The 17,527-nt window shown below is 68.0% G+C and carries 15 protein-coding genes and 1 pseudogene (1 of these 16 only partly in view); 8 read left to right on the top strand and 8 right to left on the bottom strand.

The features are described 5' to 3' along the window. The 3 genes and pseudogenes from DYZ02_RS07360 to DYZ02_RS07350 form a co-directional block, all read right to left on the bottom strand. A protein-coding gene (locus DYZ02_RS07360) for a glycosyltransferase family 87 protein (protein WP_115686420.1) crosses the window boundary here: on the bottom strand, positions 1–151 show its 5' end (the start). It extends 1,343 nt beyond the left edge of the window; the window shows 151 of its 1,494 coding nt (coding positions 1–151); the start codon lies at positions 149–151; its stop codon lies beyond the left edge, outside the window. Then, positions 39–2,225 (bottom strand): annotated as a pseudogene (locus DYZ02_RS07355) (transglycosylase domain-containing protein); the annotation flags it as partial. The gene DYZ02_RS07360 and the pseudogene DYZ02_RS07355, both read right to left, overlap by 113 nt. Positions 2,226–2,348: 123 nt before the next feature. Beyond that, on the bottom strand, positions 2,349–2,711 hold the full coding sequence (locus DYZ02_RS07350; protein ID WP_115685657.1) for a DUF5318 family protein: 363 nt from the start codon (positions 2,709–2,711) through the stop codon (positions 2,349–2,351). An 82-nt stretch (positions 2,712–2,793) separates the two neighbouring features. Between DYZ02_RS07350 and DYZ02_RS07345 the strand changes: the two genes are divergently transcribed. From DYZ02_RS07345 to DYZ02_RS07330, 4 genes are all read left to right on the top strand, one after another. Continuing rightward, entirely contained in the window at positions 2,794–3,282 is a 489-nt protein-coding gene (locus tag DYZ02_RS07345; RefSeq protein WP_115685656.1) for a MarR family winged helix-turn-helix transcriptional regulator, read from the top strand. 49 nt (positions 3,283–3,331) lie between these two features. Then, the gene (locus DYZ02_RS07340) at positions 3,332–4,282 is read left to right on the top strand and encodes a universal stress protein (RefSeq protein ID WP_115685655.1); all 951 of its coding nucleotides are present in this window, start codon (positions 3,332–3,334) and stop codon (positions 4,280–4,282) included. A gap of 21 nt (positions 4,283–4,303) precedes the next feature. After that, entirely contained in the window at positions 4,304–4,774 is a 471-nt protein-coding gene (locus DYZ02_RS07335) for a hypothetical protein (protein ID WP_115685654.1), read from the top strand. A gap of 184 nt (positions 4,775–4,958) precedes the next feature. After that, a complete protein-coding gene (locus DYZ02_RS07330) occupies positions 4,959–6,203 on the top strand; it encodes an HNH endonuclease signature motif containing protein (RefSeq protein WP_115685653.1) in 1,245 nt (414 codons plus the stop codon). Here DYZ02_RS07330 and trhO read toward each other — a convergent pair. The 4 genes from trhO to DYZ02_RS07310 all read right to left on the bottom strand — a co-directional run bounded on the left by trhO (position 6,200) and on the right by DYZ02_RS07310 (position 11,939). Further along, complete coding sequence (gene trhO, locus DYZ02_RS07325) at positions 6,200–7,078, bottom strand: oxygen-dependent tRNA uridine(34) hydroxylase TrhO (protein ID WP_115685652.1); 879 nt, start codon at positions 7,076–7,078, stop codon at positions 6,200–6,202. The two genes, DYZ02_RS07330 and trhO, sit on opposite strands and share 4 nt — an antisense overlap. A 24-nt stretch (positions 7,079–7,102) precedes the next feature. Further along, entirely contained in the window at positions 7,103–7,981 is an 879-nt protein-coding gene (locus DYZ02_RS07320; RefSeq protein ID WP_115685651.1) for a 3-hydroxyacyl-CoA dehydrogenase, read from the bottom strand. A gap of 171 nt (positions 7,982–8,152) precedes the next feature. Further along, positions 8,153–9,646, bottom strand: a complete 1,494-nt coding sequence (locus tag DYZ02_RS07315) for a DUF1846 domain-containing protein (RefSeq protein WP_115685650.1) — start codon at positions 9,644–9,646, stop codon at positions 8,153–8,155. 97 nt (positions 9,647–9,743) lie between these two features. Beyond that, on the bottom strand, positions 9,744–11,939 hold the full coding sequence (locus DYZ02_RS07310) for a malate synthase G (protein WP_115685649.1): 2,196 nt from the start codon (positions 11,937–11,939) through the stop codon (positions 9,744–9,746). A 477-nt stretch (positions 11,940–12,416) separates the two neighbouring features. Here DYZ02_RS07310 and aceA point away from each other — a divergent pair, with 477 nt between their 5' ends. The 4 genes from aceA to DYZ02_RS07290 all read left to right on the top strand — a co-directional run bounded on the left by aceA (position 12,417) and on the right by DYZ02_RS07290 (position 16,670). Further along, positions 12,417–13,712: an isocitrate lyase gene (gene aceA / locus DYZ02_RS07305; RefSeq protein ID WP_115686419.1), complete on the top strand. Its 1,296-nt coding sequence runs from the start codon at positions 12,417–12,419 to the stop codon at positions 13,710–13,712. A 137-nt stretch (positions 13,713–13,849) separates the two neighbouring features. After that, positions 13,850–14,335 (top strand): ribonuclease E activity regulator RraA, encoded by a 486-nt coding sequence (gene rraA, locus DYZ02_RS07300; RefSeq protein ID WP_245945703.1) that lies wholly within the window; start codon positions 13,850–13,852, stop codon positions 14,333–14,335. An 18-nt stretch (positions 14,336–14,353) separates the two neighbouring features. After that, complete coding sequence (locus tag DYZ02_RS07295; protein ID WP_115685647.1) at positions 14,354–15,148, top strand: Fpg/Nei family DNA glycosylase; 795 nt, start codon at positions 14,354–14,356, stop codon at positions 15,146–15,148. A 19-nt stretch (positions 15,149–15,167) separates the two neighbouring features. Then, a complete protein-coding gene (locus DYZ02_RS07290; RefSeq protein ID WP_115685646.1) occupies positions 15,168–16,670 on the top strand; it encodes a bifunctional ADP-dependent NAD(P)H-hydrate dehydratase/NAD(P)H-hydrate epimerase in 1,503 nt (500 codons plus the stop codon). On the opposite strand, the gene DYZ02_RS07285 is transcribed toward DYZ02_RS07290, so the two are convergent. Beyond that, a complete protein-coding gene (locus DYZ02_RS07285) occupies positions 16,606–17,256 on the bottom strand; it encodes a TMEM164-related integral membrane acyltransferase (protein WP_245945701.1) in 651 nt (216 codons plus the stop codon). The two genes, DYZ02_RS07290 and DYZ02_RS07285, sit on opposite strands and share 65 nt — an antisense overlap. Positions 17,257–17,527: the final 271 nt, after the last annotated feature.

Raw genomic sequence — 17,527 nt, 5'->3', positions numbered from 1 at the left:
GCGAGCGTGTGGGGCGACGCGGCCCGCCCCGTCCGGGGGGGCCAGGTGGGCGGGGACGGCGCCGTCCCCGCCGCGTGCTGCGGGGGCGGGGGCCCGTCCGGCGGGGGCCGCCGCGTGGGCCGGTCGGGCAGAAGGGCCGCCCGCGGGGCAGGGGGCACCGCCGCGCCGGGGGGCAAGCCCTCCGCGCGGCCGGTGCCGGTGCCGCTTCCCGAGCTGTAGCCGTAGCTGTACGAGCCACCCAGGCCGGTGCCGCCGCGGTACGGGCTCACGCCCCAGTAGACCGGGGTGGCGTCGGGGAAGCTCTTGAACTCCTGGCCCTCCAGGGCGGTGTCCAGCACGTCCTTCCAGATGCGGGCCGGGGTGTTGGAGCCGAACATGTTGCCGCCCCACTCGTTGAAGATCGGGCTGGTGTTGTCGGCCGTGCCCACCCACACCGCGACGGCGAGCTGCGGGGTCGAGCCGACCATCCAGGCGTCCTTGTTGTTGCCGGTGTTGCCCATCTGGGCGGTGCCGGTCTTGCCCGCCGACGGGCGACCGCCGGCCAGGGTGGCGTTGGAGTAGGGCACGACCGTCTGCATGGCCTGGATGACGTTGTCGGCGACCTGCTCGGAGACGCGGCGCTCCTTGTAGTCGGCGTCGACCTCGTAGAGGACGTTGCCGCGGGCGTCGACGACCTTCTGCACGAAGTGGGTCGGCTTGTACACGCCGCGGTTGGTCAGCGTGGACATCGCGGTGGCCATGTCGAGCACGCGCGACTGGTACTGGCCCAGCACGATGCCCTCGTAGGGCTGCCCGCCGTTTTCGCGCAGGGTGACCGGGATGCCCGGGATGGAGCGCGCAACGCCGAGGGCGTGCGCCATGTCAGCCGTGTCCTGGGTGGTGTTGGCCAGCTCGTCCTGGATGCGCATGTAGGCGGTGTTGGAGGAGGTGCGGGTGGCCTCGGTCATCGAGACCATTCCGCCGCCGCCGCCGTCCCAGTTGGTCACGGTGATCCCGCCGGGAAGCGTCACGGGCGAGGAGTCGAACATCGCGGTGAGCGGGATGCCCTGCTGCAGCGCCGCGGCGAGCGCGAAGATCTTGAAGGTCGAGCCGGTCTGGAGGCCGGCGTTGGCGTAGTCCCAGCCGCTCGCCTCGTCTCCGCCGTAGTAGGCGCGCACGGCGCCGGTGCCGGGCTCGACCGCGACGACGGCGGAGCGGGCATCGTCCTGCAGGGAGGCGAGGCGCTGGTCGGTGATTCGCTCGACCTCGCCCTGGGTGCGGGCGTCGACGGTGGTGGTGATCTGCAGGCCGCGGTTAGTCAGGTCGTCCTCGGTGATGCCGATGCGCTCGAGCTCGGCCATCACCTGGTTCTTGATCAGGCCGTTGGGCCCGGTCGCCTCGGTGTAGGCAGAGTAGCCCTGCGGGTCGCGCGTCTGCGGGTAGACGAGCGACTGGCGCTGGTCGGCGGGGATCTCGCCCATCTCCACGAGGCCGTCCATGACGTAGTCCCAGCGGGCCTTCGCACCCTCGGGGTTGGTCCACGGGTCGAGCTGGCTGGGCAGCTGGATCGAGGCGGCGAGGACGCCGCCCTCCTCGGGGGTGAGCTCGCTGGCCGGCTTGCCGAAGAACGCGTGGGCGGCGGCCTCGATGCCGTAGGCGTTGCGCCCGAAGTAGACCGTGTTCAGGTAGGCGTTGAGGATGTCCTCCTTGCTCCAGGAGTTGGTCATCTTGATGGAGTAGACCAGCTCTTTCGCCTTGCGCTGGTAGGAGTGCTCGTTGCCGACCAGGGCGTTCTTCACGTACTGCTGGGTGATGGTGGAGCCACCGCCGGCGGAGGGGTTGCCGGTGAGCTGCCCAACCACGGCGCGGCCGAAGCCGGTGAAGGAGAACCCGGAGTTGGTCCAGAACTCGCGGTCCTCGGCGGCGAGGACGGCGTTCTGCACCTCGACGGGGACCTCGTCGAGCGGGATCTGCACGCGGTTGCCCTCGGCGGGCACGACGCGGGCCAGCTCGGTGGATCCGTCGTTGAAGTAGAGGTTGGACACCTGCGCCGCCTCGATCTCTCCCGGTTCGGGGATGTCGGCGCGGGCGTACTGCCACCCGAACCAGGCGAGGGGGATGGCGGCCAGGAGGAGGAGGCCGAGGAGCCCGGCGAGGAGCCACTGCATCGCGCGGCTGCGGGGCGCGCCGGTCTCGGCCGGTTCTGCACTCCCCTTCTGGGTGCTGTCGTCTTTGTTCGTCACGATTTATCCCTGCGTTGTCCCTGCGTTACCACGGCGTAGCTGCGTGTGCGAGCGTCCCGCTCCCGGTGGGGAGCGGGACGCGCCTGCCGGATTACTAGGTGTTACCCTACTTCCTCCGCACCCCAATCACACTACTGGCGAGGCCGTCATTTCTCGCAGAAGGTGGTTCCACCTGCAGTGCAGGCACACCTCCACGACGTGCACGGTGATCGGCCCGACCTCCGCGACGAGTGCGTCGATCTCGCTGTCGTCGCGCGCCGTGCCCGAGCGGCGGCCCAGGGCGTCGCCGTACACCCAGGAAACGTCGCGCATCTCGGAGCCGCAGATGGGGCAGGGGCGGGGGGAGGGCGCGCCGTGGAACTCAGCGGCGGCGCGGAGCAGGAAGTCGGCGTCGCACAGGGCGTCGGCAGGCACCCGCCCACGGGCGTATTCGCGCAGCGTGGTGCGCCGTTGCCACTCGTGGGAGATTTCTTGGCTGTAGGCGAACATCGCCGCCATCCTACTGTGAGTGGGTTTTGAGGAAGTGGTGGTAACATTTCTGCTTAGTTTTGCATCGATAAGAAGGTACTAAATGTCCGACGAAACACGCACCGGAACCGGGTCCACCCCAAACCCCCACGAGATCGCCGAGCGCATCCGCCCCTCGCTGACGAGTCTCTACGTGACCTACTTCCGCATTGCGGAGCAGTCCGACCTGACCGGTCCACAGCTGTCCATCATGGCCCGGCTCAACGACGAGGGCCCGGCGCGCATCAGCCGCCTCGCCGAGGCCGAGGGCGTGCGCATGCCCACGGCGTCCAACACCGTCAACCAGCTGGAGAAGCGGGGCCTGGTGCGTCGCGCGCGCGACGAGTCGGACCGTCGCGGCGTGAGCGTGGAGCTGACCGACAAGGGCCGCGAGGAGCTCGTGCGGGTGGGCGACGAGCGCACCACGTACCTGACGGACATGATCGCCACCCTCTCCGAGGACCAGCTTCGCGTCGCGGACGAGCTGGCGGACGTCATCAACGCGCTCGCCGCCGCGTACGTCAACCCGCCGAATTCGGAAAAGCGGGGCTAAAAGCCGATAATGTTCGGGGTGTCCAACTTCCAACCCCGTTGCTTATCGTATGACTTTTGACCTTTCCCACCCCTCCGACCGGGCCCTGCGCATCATCGTCGGCTGGGACAAAACGAGCCCCGAGGGGCTCCGGTTCGCGGCCTGGCTGGCGCGCTCGCTGCCGGTGTCGGTGAGTCTCACCGCCACTGCCCCGAGGTCGTGGACGAAGTCGCTTTCCCGCAAGAAGTACGAGAAGTGGCTCAGCAGCGAGACGGACAAGCTCACCGCCGGCAGCCTGGCGGCCCTCAAGGAGCACCTCCCGCGCGAGTCGTGGGCCGAGGAGCCCTGCACGCTTATCGACGCCCAGGCCCCCTCCGCCCTCGCGGCGGAGGGCAGGAGGGTCGGCGCCGACATCATCATCCTCAACTCCAGCGCCACGATGAAGCAGGCGCGCTTCTTGGCGTCGTCGATAGCTGACGAGCTCATGCACTCCTCCCCCCTCCCCCTCGGCCTGGCCCCGAAGGGGCTGAAGCTGTCGAAGAAGGGGGTGACCCGGGTGAACTTCGTCTTCCTCCGGGCCGAGCGCGACCAGGACACCTCCGGCCTGGTGTGCGCCGCGCGCCTCGCTGCCCACCTCCAGGTGCCGCTGCGACTGATCTCGGTCCTTCCCGAGATGCCCAGCGACGTCGAGCTCGACTCCGTCATCGGCGCCGCGGCGGAGGCGACCGACTGGTACGAGTCCTCGCTGTCGCTGCTCGACCTCGCCCGCGACCAGGCCTTCGAGATCGCGGCGGCCGCCGACCCGGCCACAGCGGCGGAGTTCGAGGTGGAGACGTCGCTGGCCAACGGCAAGGGGTGGGAGAAGGCCGTGTCCTCGGTGAAGTGGAAGAAGGGCGACCTGATCTGCCTGGGCTCCCACCCCACCGCCCAGGGCCGCAGCGTGCTCGTTGGGTCGCGGGCCAGCGAGTTTCTGCGCTACGCGCCCGCCCCCGTTGTCATCTTCCCGCGTCTCGACGCCTAATCGACGCATAAGGTGGGAGGCATGCGCGACCACCCAGAAAACGATCTGCACAGCGGCGCGGACTACTACAACCGCCCGCGCCCGGAGCCGCACAGCTTCGACGAGCTGGCGGACCAGCCCGACCCGCTCGTCGAGGCGGAGCGCAACAGGAAGTCGACCAGGCAGGCGATACTTTACGCTGCGGCGTCGATCGGCGTCACCGCCCTTCTAGGCTTCCTCACCGCTCTCGTCGCCCGCCTCCAGGGCGGGCCGCTCTGCGACGCTGGCACCGCCACCTGGCTGTGCACCCGCTCCGCACGCATGTGGTGGGCGGCCATCAACACCGTCCCGCCGGTGGTGATGCTCATCGGCTGCGCGGTCATCATGGTGCGGAAGCTCAACCGCTACGAACGCTGGATGCCCTGGATGGGCGTGTTCTGGCTCCCGATCGTGCCCTTCACCATGTGGTGGCTGACGGTGACGGTGGGGATCCTGGCCACGGAGAGCATGTAGGCGCCGCAAAAAGTCCGCAATGCGGACCTCGTTCAGCGATTCGAGGACTCCGCATTGCGGACTTTTGTTCTATCTCCGAGAACCGCTTTTTGCCTGTTCACGCCATATTTCTCGGTCATGTCCGAACCGCTTGCTATGGTCCAGACCAGAACGCATATTCGACTCAATCGAACTCGGGGACATCATGGCTGCGCTCTCGGAACTCTCATCGGCATCGGCAACGGAAATCATCGACCTCATCACGTCGGGCTTCGGCTCCTTCACCCGCCAAAAGGCCCGGATCCTCTACGCCATCGCGCTTTTCGACGCCCTCTCGCTCGCCCCCACGGTCGGGGCCACCACCACCGCCACCTGGCTCATCCGGGGGCTGTCCATCTCCGCCTCCTCCGCCCACGAATACGTGCAGGTGGCCCGCGCGATGCTCGCCTTCCCGCTGCTCGGCGAGGCCTTCCTCGACGGGCGCACGAACTACTCGAAAGTCCGCCTCCTCCTGCCCGTGATCACTGCGGACAACGAAGCGGAGCTTGTGGAGCTCGCGGAAACGATGCACTATCACGAGCTCGAGCTGGCGCTGCTGCAGTACCGCGAGAAGCGGGACACACCGGAGCGCAACTCCTACGTCCGCCTGAACAGGTGCGGGGACGGGCGGATCAAGCTGTGGGGCAACTTCAACGCTGCAGAGGGTGCCAAGCTCATGGCTGCGCTGAAAGTGGGCGAGCTCGCGTGGCACGACACCGACCTCGCCGACCTGCCCACCATCGGCGGGGAGATCTCCGAAGACGCCGTTGACCCAGAGATCGACCGCGTCGAGCAGCGCTTCAGTCCGTCGGTGTCCCGCTTCGGGCTGCCCCTTGACGAGGCACTGCTGTCGTCCTTCATGGGCCTTGTGCATGTGGGCCTGAGCCAGCCGCGCAACCCGCTGCGGGCACCCGGGGCGCACGTCAACATTGTCATGACCACCGATGGGCGCGCCTACCTGCCGCTCAACCCCGGCGCGCCCTCGGAGGCGGTGAGAGCCTTCCTGAGCAACGCCGACTACCGCATCAACCAAGTAGACGAAACCGGTCTTGTCCTCAACTCCGGCAGGCGCTTCCGCCTCGCCAGCGACGCCCAGGTCAACGCGTTGATGCTCATGTGGCGCGGCACCTGCGCGATGCCCGGCTGCGAGCACTCTCGGTTCATCGAGATGCACCACATCACGGACTGGGCCGACGGCGGGACGACCGATATGGACAACCTTCTCCCGCTGTGCTCGGCGTGCCACACCATGGTCAGCGACGGCTATATCCGCATCCTGAAAGACGCCGGCGACATCCACTTCCTCTTCCCGGACGGCTCCCGCTACGTCAGCGTCGACCACGGGTTGCCGAGGCGCAACGACGACGCCCGCACGCTCGCCGAGTTCAACGACTCATCATGGCCAGCCTAGGCCACGCACTGCCCGCACAGCTGCTGCGCCTCCCGGCAGTCTTCGCAGCTCAGGTACTGGGTCCGGCACTCCGGCTCGTTCGCGCAGTTGTAGAACTGGTTCGTCGCCTCCCCGCAGTGCACGCAGTGCCCCAGCTGGACGTAGTCGGGGTCGTCGGGCGCGCCGAACTCGGTGTGCATCCGCTTGTCAAAGACGTAGAGGGAACCCTCCCACAGCCCGGAGTTGCCGAACTTCTCGCCGTAGCGGACGATGCCGCCGTCGATCTGGTAGACCTCCGTGAAGCCCCGGTTTTTCATCAGGCTGGACAGCACCTCGCAGCGGATCCCGCCGGTGCAGTAGGAGATGACGGGCTTGTCCTTCATCCAGTCGTACTTGCCGTTGTCGAGCTCCGCGATGAAATCGTGGGTGGTCTCCACATCGGGCACGACGGCGTTTTTGAACCGGCCGATCTCGGCCTCCCGGGCGTTGCGCCCGTCGAAGAAGACGGCGTCGGGGTTGGCGTCGACAAGCTCGTTGACCTGCTCCGGGGAGAGGTGCGTGCCGCCGCCGACGACGCCGTGCTCGTCGACCTTGAGCTCGCCCGGCGCGCCGAAGGAGACGATTTCCTCGCGCGCCTTGACGCTCAGCTTCGGGAAGTCGTCCCGACCACCCTCGGACCACTTGAACTTGATGCCGCGGAAGTACTCGCGCGTCTTCCGGGCGTAGGCCTTGCAGGCGTCGATGTCGCCGCCGACGGTGCCGTTGATGCCGTGCGGCGAAACGATGATCCTCCCGCGCAGCCCCAGGCCCTCGCAGAGGTCGCGCTGCCAGAGGCGCACAGCCTCCGGATCCGCGATGGGCTGGAACTTGTAATACAGGAGGATCTTGCTGGTCATGCCCTATATCCTAGGGCACACCCGCTAACCGACCCGCTGCCCCTGCTCGTTGTAGGTGAAGAAGCCGCGGCCGGCCTCGACGCCGATGCGCCCGTCGGCGATCATCTCCTCGAGGATGCCCTGGAACTTCTTCTCCCACTCCTCCGGGTTGGGCTTGAGCTTGCCGACGGCCAGGACGGTGCGCAGGCCGACTACGTCCATGACCTCGAAGGGCCCGCGCGGCGAGCCGGTGGAGTTGCGCCAGTCGCGGTCGATGTCCTCCGGTTCAGCCACGTCGTTGGCCAGCAGGTACTGGCCGGCGGTGAGGAAGGGCACGAGGATGGTGTTGAGGATGTAACCGGGCTGCTCCTTCTTCAGCTTCACTGGCACCATGCCGATCTGCTCGGCGAACTCCTCGAGGACGTCCACGTACTTCAGGTCAGTGCCGGCGTGCGGCATGATCTCCGCGGTGTTCTGCAGCCAGATGTGGTTGGCGAAGTGCAGGGCGAGGAAACGCTCGGGCGAGCCGGTGGACTCGGCAAAGAGGCTGGGCAGGAGGGTGGAGGTGTTGGTGGCGAAGACGGCCTCGGCCGGGGCGGCCTTGCCGACGCGCTCCCACACGTCCTTCTTGATCTCCAGCTTCTCCGGGACGGCCTCGATGACGAGGTCGGCCTCGCGCACGGCCTCCTCGAGGTCGGAGGTCTGGCTCAGGCGACCGCGGGCCTCGGCCATGGACTCCTCAGTGGTGTCCTCCAGCTCGGCGACCATCTGCGCGCCGAAGGTGTCGAAGCGCTTGCTGGCTGCCTGGAGGGCCTCATCGTTGATGTCCCACGAGACCACGTTGAAGCCGCGGTTCGCGGTGACGAGTGCGATTTGGGCGCCGAGAACACCGGCGCCGAGGACTGTGACGTTCTTGATGTTCATACGGCCGACTATAGGAGCCGTCCGCAATTTCTGCAGCCGGACAGGTGCCCCGCGGCACCCCGCCCTGAAAAGTCACTCAGCCAGTGACCAGCACATTTAGGCCGTTAAAACGGCAGCGGCCCGGCGGAGTGATATTTTTCACTATCACTTCGCCGGGCGGTCGCAGCGCCCTCAGCGCTTGTGGTAGAGCCCCTTCTTCCAGTACTTCGGCTCCGCGGTCACCATGACGCCGAGGCTGCGGAAGATGCCCTCGTCCACCGACCCAAGGATGGTGGTGGCGTGGGCGTCACAGCCCCGCAGCTGCGTCAGCTGGTCCAGCGCCCGCTGGGCGTCAGGATTGTCCGCGGCGGAGGCGGACAGCGCGATGAGCACCTCGTCGGTGTGCAGGCGCGGGTTGGACGAGCCGAGGTACCTGGTCTTCAGCGACTGGATCGGCTCGATCGACGCCGGGGACAGCAGGTGCACCTCGTCGGGGATGCCGGCGAGCAGCTTCAGCGCGTTGAGCAGGCCCGCCGCCGACGGCCCGAGCAGGTCGGAGGTCTTGCCGGTGACGATGTGCCCGTCCGGAAGCTCGAGGGCCACGCCGGGGTTGCCGGTCTGCTCCGCGACCTCGAGGGCAGGCTTGACGACGACCCGGTCGGCCACACCGCAGTCCGCCTTGCGCATCACCGTGGCGACGCGGTCGGAGATGGTGGAGTCCGCGTCGGCCCGGCGCTCGTCGACAAGCGCCTTGTAGTAGCGGCGGATGATCTCCTGCTCCGCGGCGTGGCGGCAGGCGGCATCGTCGGAGATGCAGTAGCCGGCCATGTTCACGCCCATGTCCGTCGGCGACTGGTACGGCTCCTCCCCCGTCACCTCCTTGAGCAGGGACTTCAGCAGGGGGAAGACCTCGATGTCGCGGTTGTAGCTGGACACCTTCTCGCCGTAGGCCTCGAGGTGGTACTGGTCGATGACGTTGATGTCGTCGAGGTCCGCGGTGGCCGCCTCGTAGGCCAGGTTCACCGGGTGGCTCAGCGGCAGGTTCCAGATGGGGAACGTCTCGAACTTGGCGTAGCCGGCCTTAATGCCGCGCTTGTGCTCGTGGTAGATCTGGCTCAGGCAGGTGGCCAGCTTGCCGGAGCCGGGCCCCGGGGCGGTCATGACGATGAGGTCGCGGGTGGTCTCGGCGTACTCGTTGCGGCCGAAGCCCTCGTCGGAGACGATGAGCGCCGGGTCGTTCGGGTAGCCCGGGATGACGCGGTGGCGCGAGACCTTCAGGCCCAGGCGGTCGAGGCGCTGGATAAACGCCTCCACCTGCGCCGTGCCGTCCTCCACCTGCGTGACCACGACGTTTTCGACGAGGAAGCCGAGGCCGCGGAAGGCGTCGACAAGCCTCAGCACATCGTCCTCGTAGGTGATGCCGAGGTCCGCGCGGACCTTCTGGCGGAGGATGTCGGCCGCGTTGACGCAGACCATGATCTCAACTTCGTCCTTGATGCGCTCCAGCATCGCGATCTTGTTGTCCGGGGTGAACCCCGGCAGGACGCGGGAGGCGTGGTGGTCGTCGAAGAGCTTGCCCCCCATCTCCAGGTAGAGCTTGCCGCCGATCTCGCTGCGCCGTGCACTGATGTGCTCCGACTGCATCTCGATGTACTTCTCGCGGTCGAATCCAGTGGTGTACGGCATGGGAGCCTTCCTTTCGCGTGCGAACGAAGAAAGTCTAGCGCGCCCGTGCCGAAAAGTAGCGAAACTTTCGGCGCGGGCGCGCTAGTGCCAGCTCAGGCTAGAGGCCGTGCACCTGCTTGAACTCGCGGCGCTTCGCGTGCAGGATCGGCTCGGTGTAGCCGGCCGGGGACTTCGTGCCCTCGAAGATGAGGGCCTTCGCGGCCTGGAAGCCGATGGACTGCCCGTAGTCCTTCGCCATGTCCAGGTAGTTCACGTCGCCCGCGTTCTGCTTGTCGACGACCTTGGCCATGCGCTCCAGGGACTCCAGCACCTGCTCCTCGGAGACGACGCCGTGGACCAGCCAGTTGGCCAGCAGCTGGGAGGAGATGCGCAGGGTGGCGCGGTCCTCCATGAGGTCGACATTGTGGATGTCGGGCACCTTGGAGCAGCCGACGCCCTGCTCGACCCAGCGGATGACGTAGCCGAGGATGGACTGGCAGTTGTTGTCCACCTCCTCGCGCTTCTCCTCCTCGGACCAGTTGTCGCCCTCGGCGACGGGGACGGTGAGGATGTCGGCCAGCGAGTCGCGGCGGCCGTTGGCGCGCAGCTCCTCCTGGACGGCCTTGACGTCGACCTGGTGGTAGTGGGTGGCGTGCAGGGTCGCGCCGGTGGGCGACGGCACCCACGCGGTGTTTGCGCCCTCCTTCGGCTGGCCCAGCTTCTTGTCGATCATCGCGGCCATGTGCTCGGTCTCGGCCCACATGCCCTTGCCGATCTGCGCGCGGCCCGGCAGGCCGTGCTCGATGCCGGCGTCGACGTTGTTGTTCTCGTAGGCCTGCTTCCACGGCGCGGTCTGCAGGTCCGCCTTGCGGACGAAGGGACCTGCGTACATGGAGGTGTGGATCTCGTCGCCGGTGCGGTCGAGGAAGCCGGTGTTGATGAACACCAGGCGGTCGGCCGCCTCGACGATGCAGGCGTCGAGGTTGACGGTGGTGCGGCGCTCCTCGTCCATGACGCCGACCTTCACGGTGTGCTTCGGCAGGCCGAGGATCTCCTCGACGCGGTCGAAGATCTCGTTGGTGAAGGCGACCTCCTCCGGGCCGTGCTGCTTCGGCTTCACGATGTACATCGAACCGGTGCGCGAGTTGCGGTGCGGGTTGTCCTCCCGCAGGCCCGGGATGGCGGCGGCGACGGTGATCAGGCCGTCGAGAAGCCCCTCGGGGACCTCCTCGCCGTCGACGAGGATGGCCGGGGTGGTCATGAGGTGGCCGACGTTGCGGCACAGCATCATGGCGCGGCCGTGCAGGCGCTGCTCACCGCCGTCGACGGCGGTGTAGGTCAGGTCGTCCGACTGCTTACGCTCAAAGGTCTTGTCGCCCTTCGAGACGGTCTCGGAGATGTCACCCTTGTTCAGGCCGAACCAGGTGGCGTAGGCGGCGGCCTTGTCAGCGCCGTCGACGGCGGCGGCGGAGTCCTCGAAGTCCATGATCGAGCTGACGGCGGCCTCGAGCACGACGTCCTTGACGTGTGCCTTGTCCGTCTTGCCCACCGGGTGCCCGGCGTCGATCTGGATGATGATGTGCAGGCCGTTGTGGCGCAGGACGATGCCCTCGGGCGCGTCCTCGGAGCCCTGGTAGCCGACGTAGACCTCCGGCTGCGCCAGGCCGCGCTCCTCGCCGTTCACGGTCGCGGTGAAGGTCCCGCCGGCGACGGAGTACTTCTCGACGTCCTTGTGGCTCGCCCCGTCGAGCGGAACCGCCTTGTCCAGGAAGTCGCGCGCCCAGGCGATCACCTTGTCGCCGCGGACCGGGTTGTAGCCCTTGCCCGGCTCGGCGCCGCCCTCCTCGGAGATGACGTCGGTGCCGTAGAGGGCGTCGTACAGCGAGCCGAAGCGCGCGTTGGCGGCGTTGATGGCGAAGCGGGCGTTGGTGATCGGCACCACGAGCTGCGGGCCGGCGACCTCGGCGAACTCGGAGTCGACGTTCTCGGTGCGGATCTTGGCCTCGCGGGGCTGGTCCACCAGGTAGCCGATCTCGCGGAGGAACTTCTCGTGCTCGGCCGGGTCGGGTTGGCCGGGGTTGGCGCGGTAGTAGTCGTCCAGCTGGCGCTGCAGCTCGTCGCGGCGCGCCAGCAGCGCCTTGTTCTTCGGGGTCAGCTCGGCGAAGTAGGCCGCGGCCTTCTCCCAGAACTCGTCCGCACCGATGCCGATCTCGGGCAGGAGCTCGTTGGTGACGAAGTCGTGCAGCGGCTGGGCCACCTGAAGGCCTGCCACCTCAACGCGCTGGGTGCGGTCTTCGAACTGAGGTGTGGTCATATGACTCGATCCTTTCGGTGCCTTTCGGCGTAGGCCCGCCGGGGCGGGTGTGGGACGTCGCTTAGCGCTGCCCTGTGTTAGGTGCGCTCACTCGGTAGAGATTAGTGATGGCGGTCACGGAAGTAAACGTATTTCCGAATCAGCCCCGTCCCGCTACCCCCTTAGGCGCGCATTTCGGTTTCGCAAACCCCCGATTGCCACCCCTGCCACCCCCTGCGCCGATGCTTACCAGCTCGGGCGCTGTTTGCTTGCGAATTTTGGGTACGGGGCAGGGGGTGGGTTTGCCTCCAGGTTCTATTCGCAAAGTTAGCAAATTGGCGATGCCCCCCCGCGCGAAACCTAACAACCACCAGGTATTGACTCACCCGGGTCACATAGCGATACTTGCTACCAACGCCAAAGCATCGTGGCGCAATTCACATCGATGAGCCTGAGTGCATGCACGCACGGCAGTCCACCGAAAGGGGCTACTTCACTATGACGACGAACACCGGCAAGGCCCGTACCGCAGCGGAGATCCAGAAGGACTGGGACGAGAACCCGCGCTGGGAAGGCATCCGCCGCGACTACACCGCCGAGCAGGTCGAGAAGCTGCAGGGCACCGTTGTCGAGGAGCACACCCTCGCAAAGCGCGGCGCCGAGATCCTCTGGGAGGGCGTCTCCAAGCGCGACGGCTCCTACATCCACGCCCTCGGCGCCCTCACCGGCAACCAGGCCGTGCAGCAGGTCCGTGGCGGCCTGAAGGCCGTCTACCTCTCCGGCTGGCAGGTCGCCGGCGACGCCAACCTGGCTGGCCACACCTACCCGGACCAGTCGCTGTACCCGGCGAACTCCGTGCCGAACGTTGTCCGCCGCATCAACAACGCCATGCTGCGCGCCGACGAGATCGCCCGCGTCGAGGGTGACGAGTCCGTGGACAACTGGGTCGTGCCGATCGTCGCCGACGGCGAGGCCGGCTTCGGTGGCGCCCTCAACGTCTACGAGCTGCAGAAGGCCATGATCGCCGCCGGCGCCGCCGGCACCCACTGGGAGGACCAGCTGGCCTCCGAGAAGAAGTGCGGCCACCTGGGCGGCAAGGTCCTCATCCCGACCCAGCAGCACATCCGCACCCTGACCTCCGCCCGCCTGGCCGCTGACGTCGCCAACACCCCGACCGTCGTCATCGCCCGCACCGACGCCGAGGCCGCGACCCTCATCACCTCCGACGTGGACGAGCGCGACCAGCCGTTCCTCACCGGCGAGAAGTCCGCCGAGGGCTACTACTACGTCAAGAACGGCATCGAGCCCTGCATCGCCCGTGCGAAGTCCTACGCTCCGTACGCCGACATGATCTGGATGGAGACCGGCACCCCGGACCTCGAGCTGGCCAAGAAGTTCGCCGAGGGCGTCAAGGCTGAGTTCCCGGACCAGCTGCTGTCCTACAACTGCTCCCCGTCCTTCAACTGGTCCAAGCACCTCTCCCCGGAGGAGATCGCCAAGTTCCAGAAGGAGCTCGGCGCGATGGGCTTCGCCTTCCAGTTCATCACCCTGGCCGGCTTCCACGCCCTCAACTACGGCATGTTCGACCTGGCTCACGGCTACGCCCGCGACGGCATGACCGCCTTCGTCGACCTGCAGAACCGCGAGTTCAAGGCTGCCGAGGAGCGCGGCTTCACCGCCGTCAAGCACCAGCGCGAGGTTGGCGCCGGCTACTTCGACTCCATCGCCACCACCGTGGACCCGAACACCTCCACCGCGGCCCTGAAGGGCTCCACCGAGGAGTCCCAGTTCTAAGAGCGCACGACGCCGGGAACCGACAATCCAACCCCGGCTAACTGTTGCTCCACGCCAAGGGGAAACCTGCCTCCACGGGTTTCCCCTTTTTGCGTACCCGCCCCACCCACACGAGGAGAAACACAATGCCCTCCTGCATGGCAACAGCAGACATCGCCGACCTCTACGGCGACCAGGAGCAGCTGGCCAGCTGCGACACCCAGTTCATCAACTTCGGCGGCAACACCTCGTTCTGCGGCGAGATCGTCACCATCACCTGCTTCCAGGACAACGGCCTGGTGAAAAAGACCCTCAACTCCCCCGGCCAGGGCAAGGTGCTCGTGGTCGACGGCCACGGCAGCGTGCACACCGCGCTCATGGGCGACATGATCGCGCAGGCGGGCGTGGACAACGGCTGGGCGGGCGTGGTGATTAACGGCGCCATCCGTGACTCCGCGGAGATCGCGAAGATGAACATCGGCTGCAAGGCTCTGGGCACCAACCCGCGCAAGTCCGCCAAGGACGGGGCGGGCACGATGAACGCGCGCGTCGCCATCGGCGGCGTCGAGTTCCACCCGGGCCACTTCCTCTACGCCGACTCCGACGGCATCGTGGTGACCCCGGAGCCGATCGACCACCACTAGGGCGCTTAAGGTGGGCGTATGCCCGAAGGCCACGTTCTGCACCGGCTCGCCCGCCACCTCAACGAGCGCTACCGCGACGCACCCCTGGAGGCCACCTCGCCCCAGGGGCGCTTCGACACCTCGCCTATCGACGCCACCCACCTGCTCTCGGCCGAGGCCTTCGGCAAGCACCTCTTCCTCACTTTCGAGCCGGGCGAGATCGTGCACATCCACCTCGGCCTCATCGGCTCGCTGCGCTTCGAACCCGTGGACGACGTGTGGGGGCAGATCCGCCTGCGCCTGAGCAAGGGCGACGAGGCCGCGAACCTGCGCGGGCCGCAGGCGTGCCGCTACCTCTCCCCCGCCGAGATGCAGGCGGTTCTCGACCGCACCGGCGAGGACCCGCTGCGCCCCGACGCCAACCCCGACGCGCTGTGGGCCAGGGTGAGCGCCTCCGGGCGTTCCATCGGCTCCCTCATGATGGACCAGAAGCTGTTTGCCGGCGTGGGCAACATCTACCGGGCCGAACCGCTGTTCCGGCTGGGCATTTCCCCCTTCCTGCCCGGGCGCGAGGTGACCCGGGAGGAGTTCGACGCGCTGTGGGCGGACGTCGTGAAGCTGATGCGCTACGGGGTCGAGCACGGCCGCATCGACACCGTGCGCCCCGAGCATTCCCCGGAGGCGATGGGCCGCGAACCCCGGAAGGACGACCACGGCGGCGAGGTCTACGTCTACCGCCGCGCGGGCGAGCCCTGTTTCGTGTGCGGCGCCCCCATCGCCGTGAAGAAGGTGGAGGGCCGCAACCTCTTCTGGTGCCCCGGCTGCCAGGGATAAGCGCGCGTAGCATGGCGTCATGGTTCACTCCGCATACACCGCAGAGGTCATCCGCGCCGCCGAGCAGCCGCTTCTGGACAGCTCCGACACGCTGATGAAGTCCGCAGCCCACGCGGTCTACCGCGCCGCCGAGGCCATGCTCAAAGGGCCGTCGCGCGTGGTCGTGCTGGCGGGCAAGGGTGGCAACGGCGGGGACGCGCTCTACGCCGCCGCGGAGCTCGCTCTGGCCGGGCACTCCGTCGACGCGTGGTGCGTGTTCGGCGACGCCCACTCCCCCGCCCTCGAGGCGTTCCGCAACGCCGGGGGCACGCTTATCGACGCCCCCACCGGCGCCTACGAGCTCCTCGTCGACGGCATCCTCGGCCTCGGCGGGTCCGGCAGCCTGCCCGCGCAGCTGGACGGGATCGGCGAGGTGGCCGACAAGGTGCTGGCCGTGGACGTTCCGAGCGGCGTCGCCGCCGACACGGGCGAGGCCGGCGAGGTGCACATCCCCGCCGACGTCACCGTCACCTTCGGCGGCTGGCGGCTCGCCCACGCGCTGGCACCGGAGTGCGGCGTGGCGCTGCTGGCGGACATCGGCGGCCTGTCGCGGCGCCTCGCCGACTTCGAGCACACCCTGATCTCCCGCGCCACGCTCCCCGACCGCGCATGGCCCGAAGGCCTGGTCCCGCTCGGGCCGGTCCGCGGCACGTCGCTGGAGCCCGGCGCGAGCGATGACAAGTACACCGGCGGCGTCGTGGGCATCCGCGCGGGCAGCGACACCTACCCCGGCGCGCCGATCCTGTGCACCGCGGGCGCGGTGGCCGCCACCCCGGCGATGGTGCGCTACGCCGGGCCCCAAGCCACCGAGGTGGTCCGCGCGCACCCAGAGGTCATCGCCGCGCCGACCCTCGGGGACACCGGCCGGGTTCAGGCCTGGGTGTACGGACCCGGCGCGGGCACCGACGCGGACGCCGCCCGCGAGCTCGAGTGGCTGCTCGGCTGCGAGGAGCCCCTGCTCATCGACGCCGACGGGCTCACCCTCCTGGCCCAGCACGAGCACCTGCGCCGGGCGCTGCACGACCGCTCCGCGTACACCGTGCTGACGCCCCACGACGGGGAGGCCCGGCGCCTCGGCGAGGCGGTCGGGATCGGGGAGGGCGGGCGACTCACCGAGGCCCGGCGGCTCGCTGACCTGCTGCAATGCACGGTGGTGAGGAAGGGGCGGGCCACGATCATTGCGTCTCCCAACGATCAGGCCTGCGCCATCGTGGACGCCGGAAACTCCTGGGCGGCCACCCCCGGCTCCGGCGACGTGCTCTCCGGTGTCGCCGGGGCGCGGCTCGCCCGTCTCACCGAGCACGGCGAGCTCGTCCACGCCGTCCAGGTCCACGGCCTGGCGTCCAAGCTGGCCGCCACCACCCGGTACGGCGAGGCCCCCACCTCAGCGAGCGCCATCGCCGCGCACGTGCGCGAGGCTACCGCGCTGCTGACCGGCGGTTGCGCGGCCACAGCCACGTCATGGCCGCCCACCCGCCGATGACGCCGCCGACGGCGACCGGGATGTAGTACGGCCAGCGGCCCATGAGCTGCAGGATCGACCAGCCGCGCGGATAGCCGGCGAGGAACACGTAGTTTCCGCCCGTCACACGGTTGGCCTGGGCGGCAAAGATTGCCCAGGTGAGCGAGAGTGTCGTCGTCAAGCGGAAGTCTTTCCACGTGGGGCGGTAGCCGAGCGCGAAGGTGAGCACCGTGGGGACCACCAGCGCCGCGCAGTGGAAGAACCAGTAGGCGAACTCCTGCAGCCCGGGGCGATCGGTGACGTAGGCCATGTCGGGGAAGAGCAGCGCCATCGGGTTGAGCAGGAAGCCCCAGTAGTAGGACAGTGCGCTGGCCGCGGGGTTGTCGGTGAGCAGGGCCAGCGGGGTGATGAGGCGCAGCAGGTCGGTGATGTGGAAGGGGGCGGTCTCGTCCCACACGATGCGCGAGGGGGAGAGCACCCAGGCGTAGTAGGCGAAGGCGCAGATCGCCAGCACGGCGCCCGCGACCTTGCGCGCCGCCCGCACTGTGGAGCGCGGCAGCCGCCGCGCCGCGACGACCAGCACCCCGCACAGGACGATGACCAGCACGAGGACGCTGAGGTGGCGGGTGTCGTACTGGGTGATCGTGCGGTAGGACCGGCCGTTGCGCGAGGTCCACGGGGGCGGGGGGTAGCTGTGTCTTATTCACATCTGACGCTGCCGACGGTCTACCCTGTGGAGATCTCGGTGGTCGCCGCCCCATTAAAAAAAAAATCAATCTCTTATACACTCCTCACGCTGCCGTCTACCCAGTCTTCTATGCTCTCCGTTTTCCACATCGCACCCTCAGTCATACCTACCCGGCCATACCATCGGCGTT

The sequence above is a fragment of the Corynebacterium senegalense genome, from assembly GCF_900411315.1.
Taxonomy (GTDB): domain Bacteria; phylum Actinomycetota; class Actinomycetes; order Mycobacteriales; family Mycobacteriaceae; genus Corynebacterium; species Corynebacterium senegalense.
This window is presented reverse-complemented; position numbering and strand designations above follow the sequence as displayed.

Coding starts and splice junctions, on each gene's coding strand:
- DYZ02_RS07330 (WP_115685653.1), top strand. CDS start 4,959: ATGGCTGCGCTCTCGGAACTCTCATCGGCATCGGCAACGGAAATCATC.
- DYZ02_RS07345 (WP_115685656.1), top strand. CDS start 2,794: ATGTCCGACGAAACACGCACCGGAACCGGGTCCACCCCAAACCCCCAC.
- DYZ02_RS07295 (WP_115685647.1), top strand. CDS start 14,354: ATGCCCGAAGGCCACGTTCTGCACCGGCTCGCCCGCCACCTCAACGAG.
- DYZ02_RS07350 (WP_115685657.1), bottom strand. CDS start 2,711: ATGTTCGCCTACAGCCAAGAAATCTCCCACGAGTGGCAACGGCGCACC.
- DYZ02_RS07340 (WP_115685655.1), top strand. CDS start 3,332: ATGACTTTTGACCTTTCCCACCCCTCCGACCGGGCCCTGCGCATCATC.
- DYZ02_RS07320 (WP_115685651.1), bottom strand. CDS start 7,981: ATGAACATCAAGAACGTCACAGTCCTCGGCGCCGGTGTTCTCGGCGCC.
- DYZ02_RS07310 (WP_115685649.1), bottom strand. CDS start 11,939: ATGACCACACCTCAGTTCGAAGACCGCACCCAGCGCGTTGAGGTGGCA.
- trhO (WP_115685652.1), bottom strand. CDS start 7,078: ATGACCAGCAAGATCCTCCTGTATTACAAGTTCCAGCCCATCGCGGAT.
- rraA (WP_245945703.1), top strand. CDS start 13,850: ATGGCAACAGCAGACATCGCCGACCTCTACGGCGACCAGGAGCAGCTG.
- DYZ02_RS07290 (WP_115685646.1), top strand. CDS start 15,168: ATGGTTCACTCCGCATACACCGCAGAGGTCATCCGCGCCGCCGAGCAG.
- aceA (WP_115686419.1), top strand. CDS start 12,417: ATGACGACGAACACCGGCAAGGCCCGTACCGCAGCGGAGATCCAGAAG.
- DYZ02_RS07315 (WP_115685650.1), bottom strand. CDS start 9,646: ATGCCGTACACCACTGGATTCGACCGCGAGAAGTACATCGAGATGCAG.
- DYZ02_RS07335 (WP_115685654.1), top strand. CDS start 4,304: ATGCGCGACCACCCAGAAAACGATCTGCACAGCGGCGCGGACTACTAC.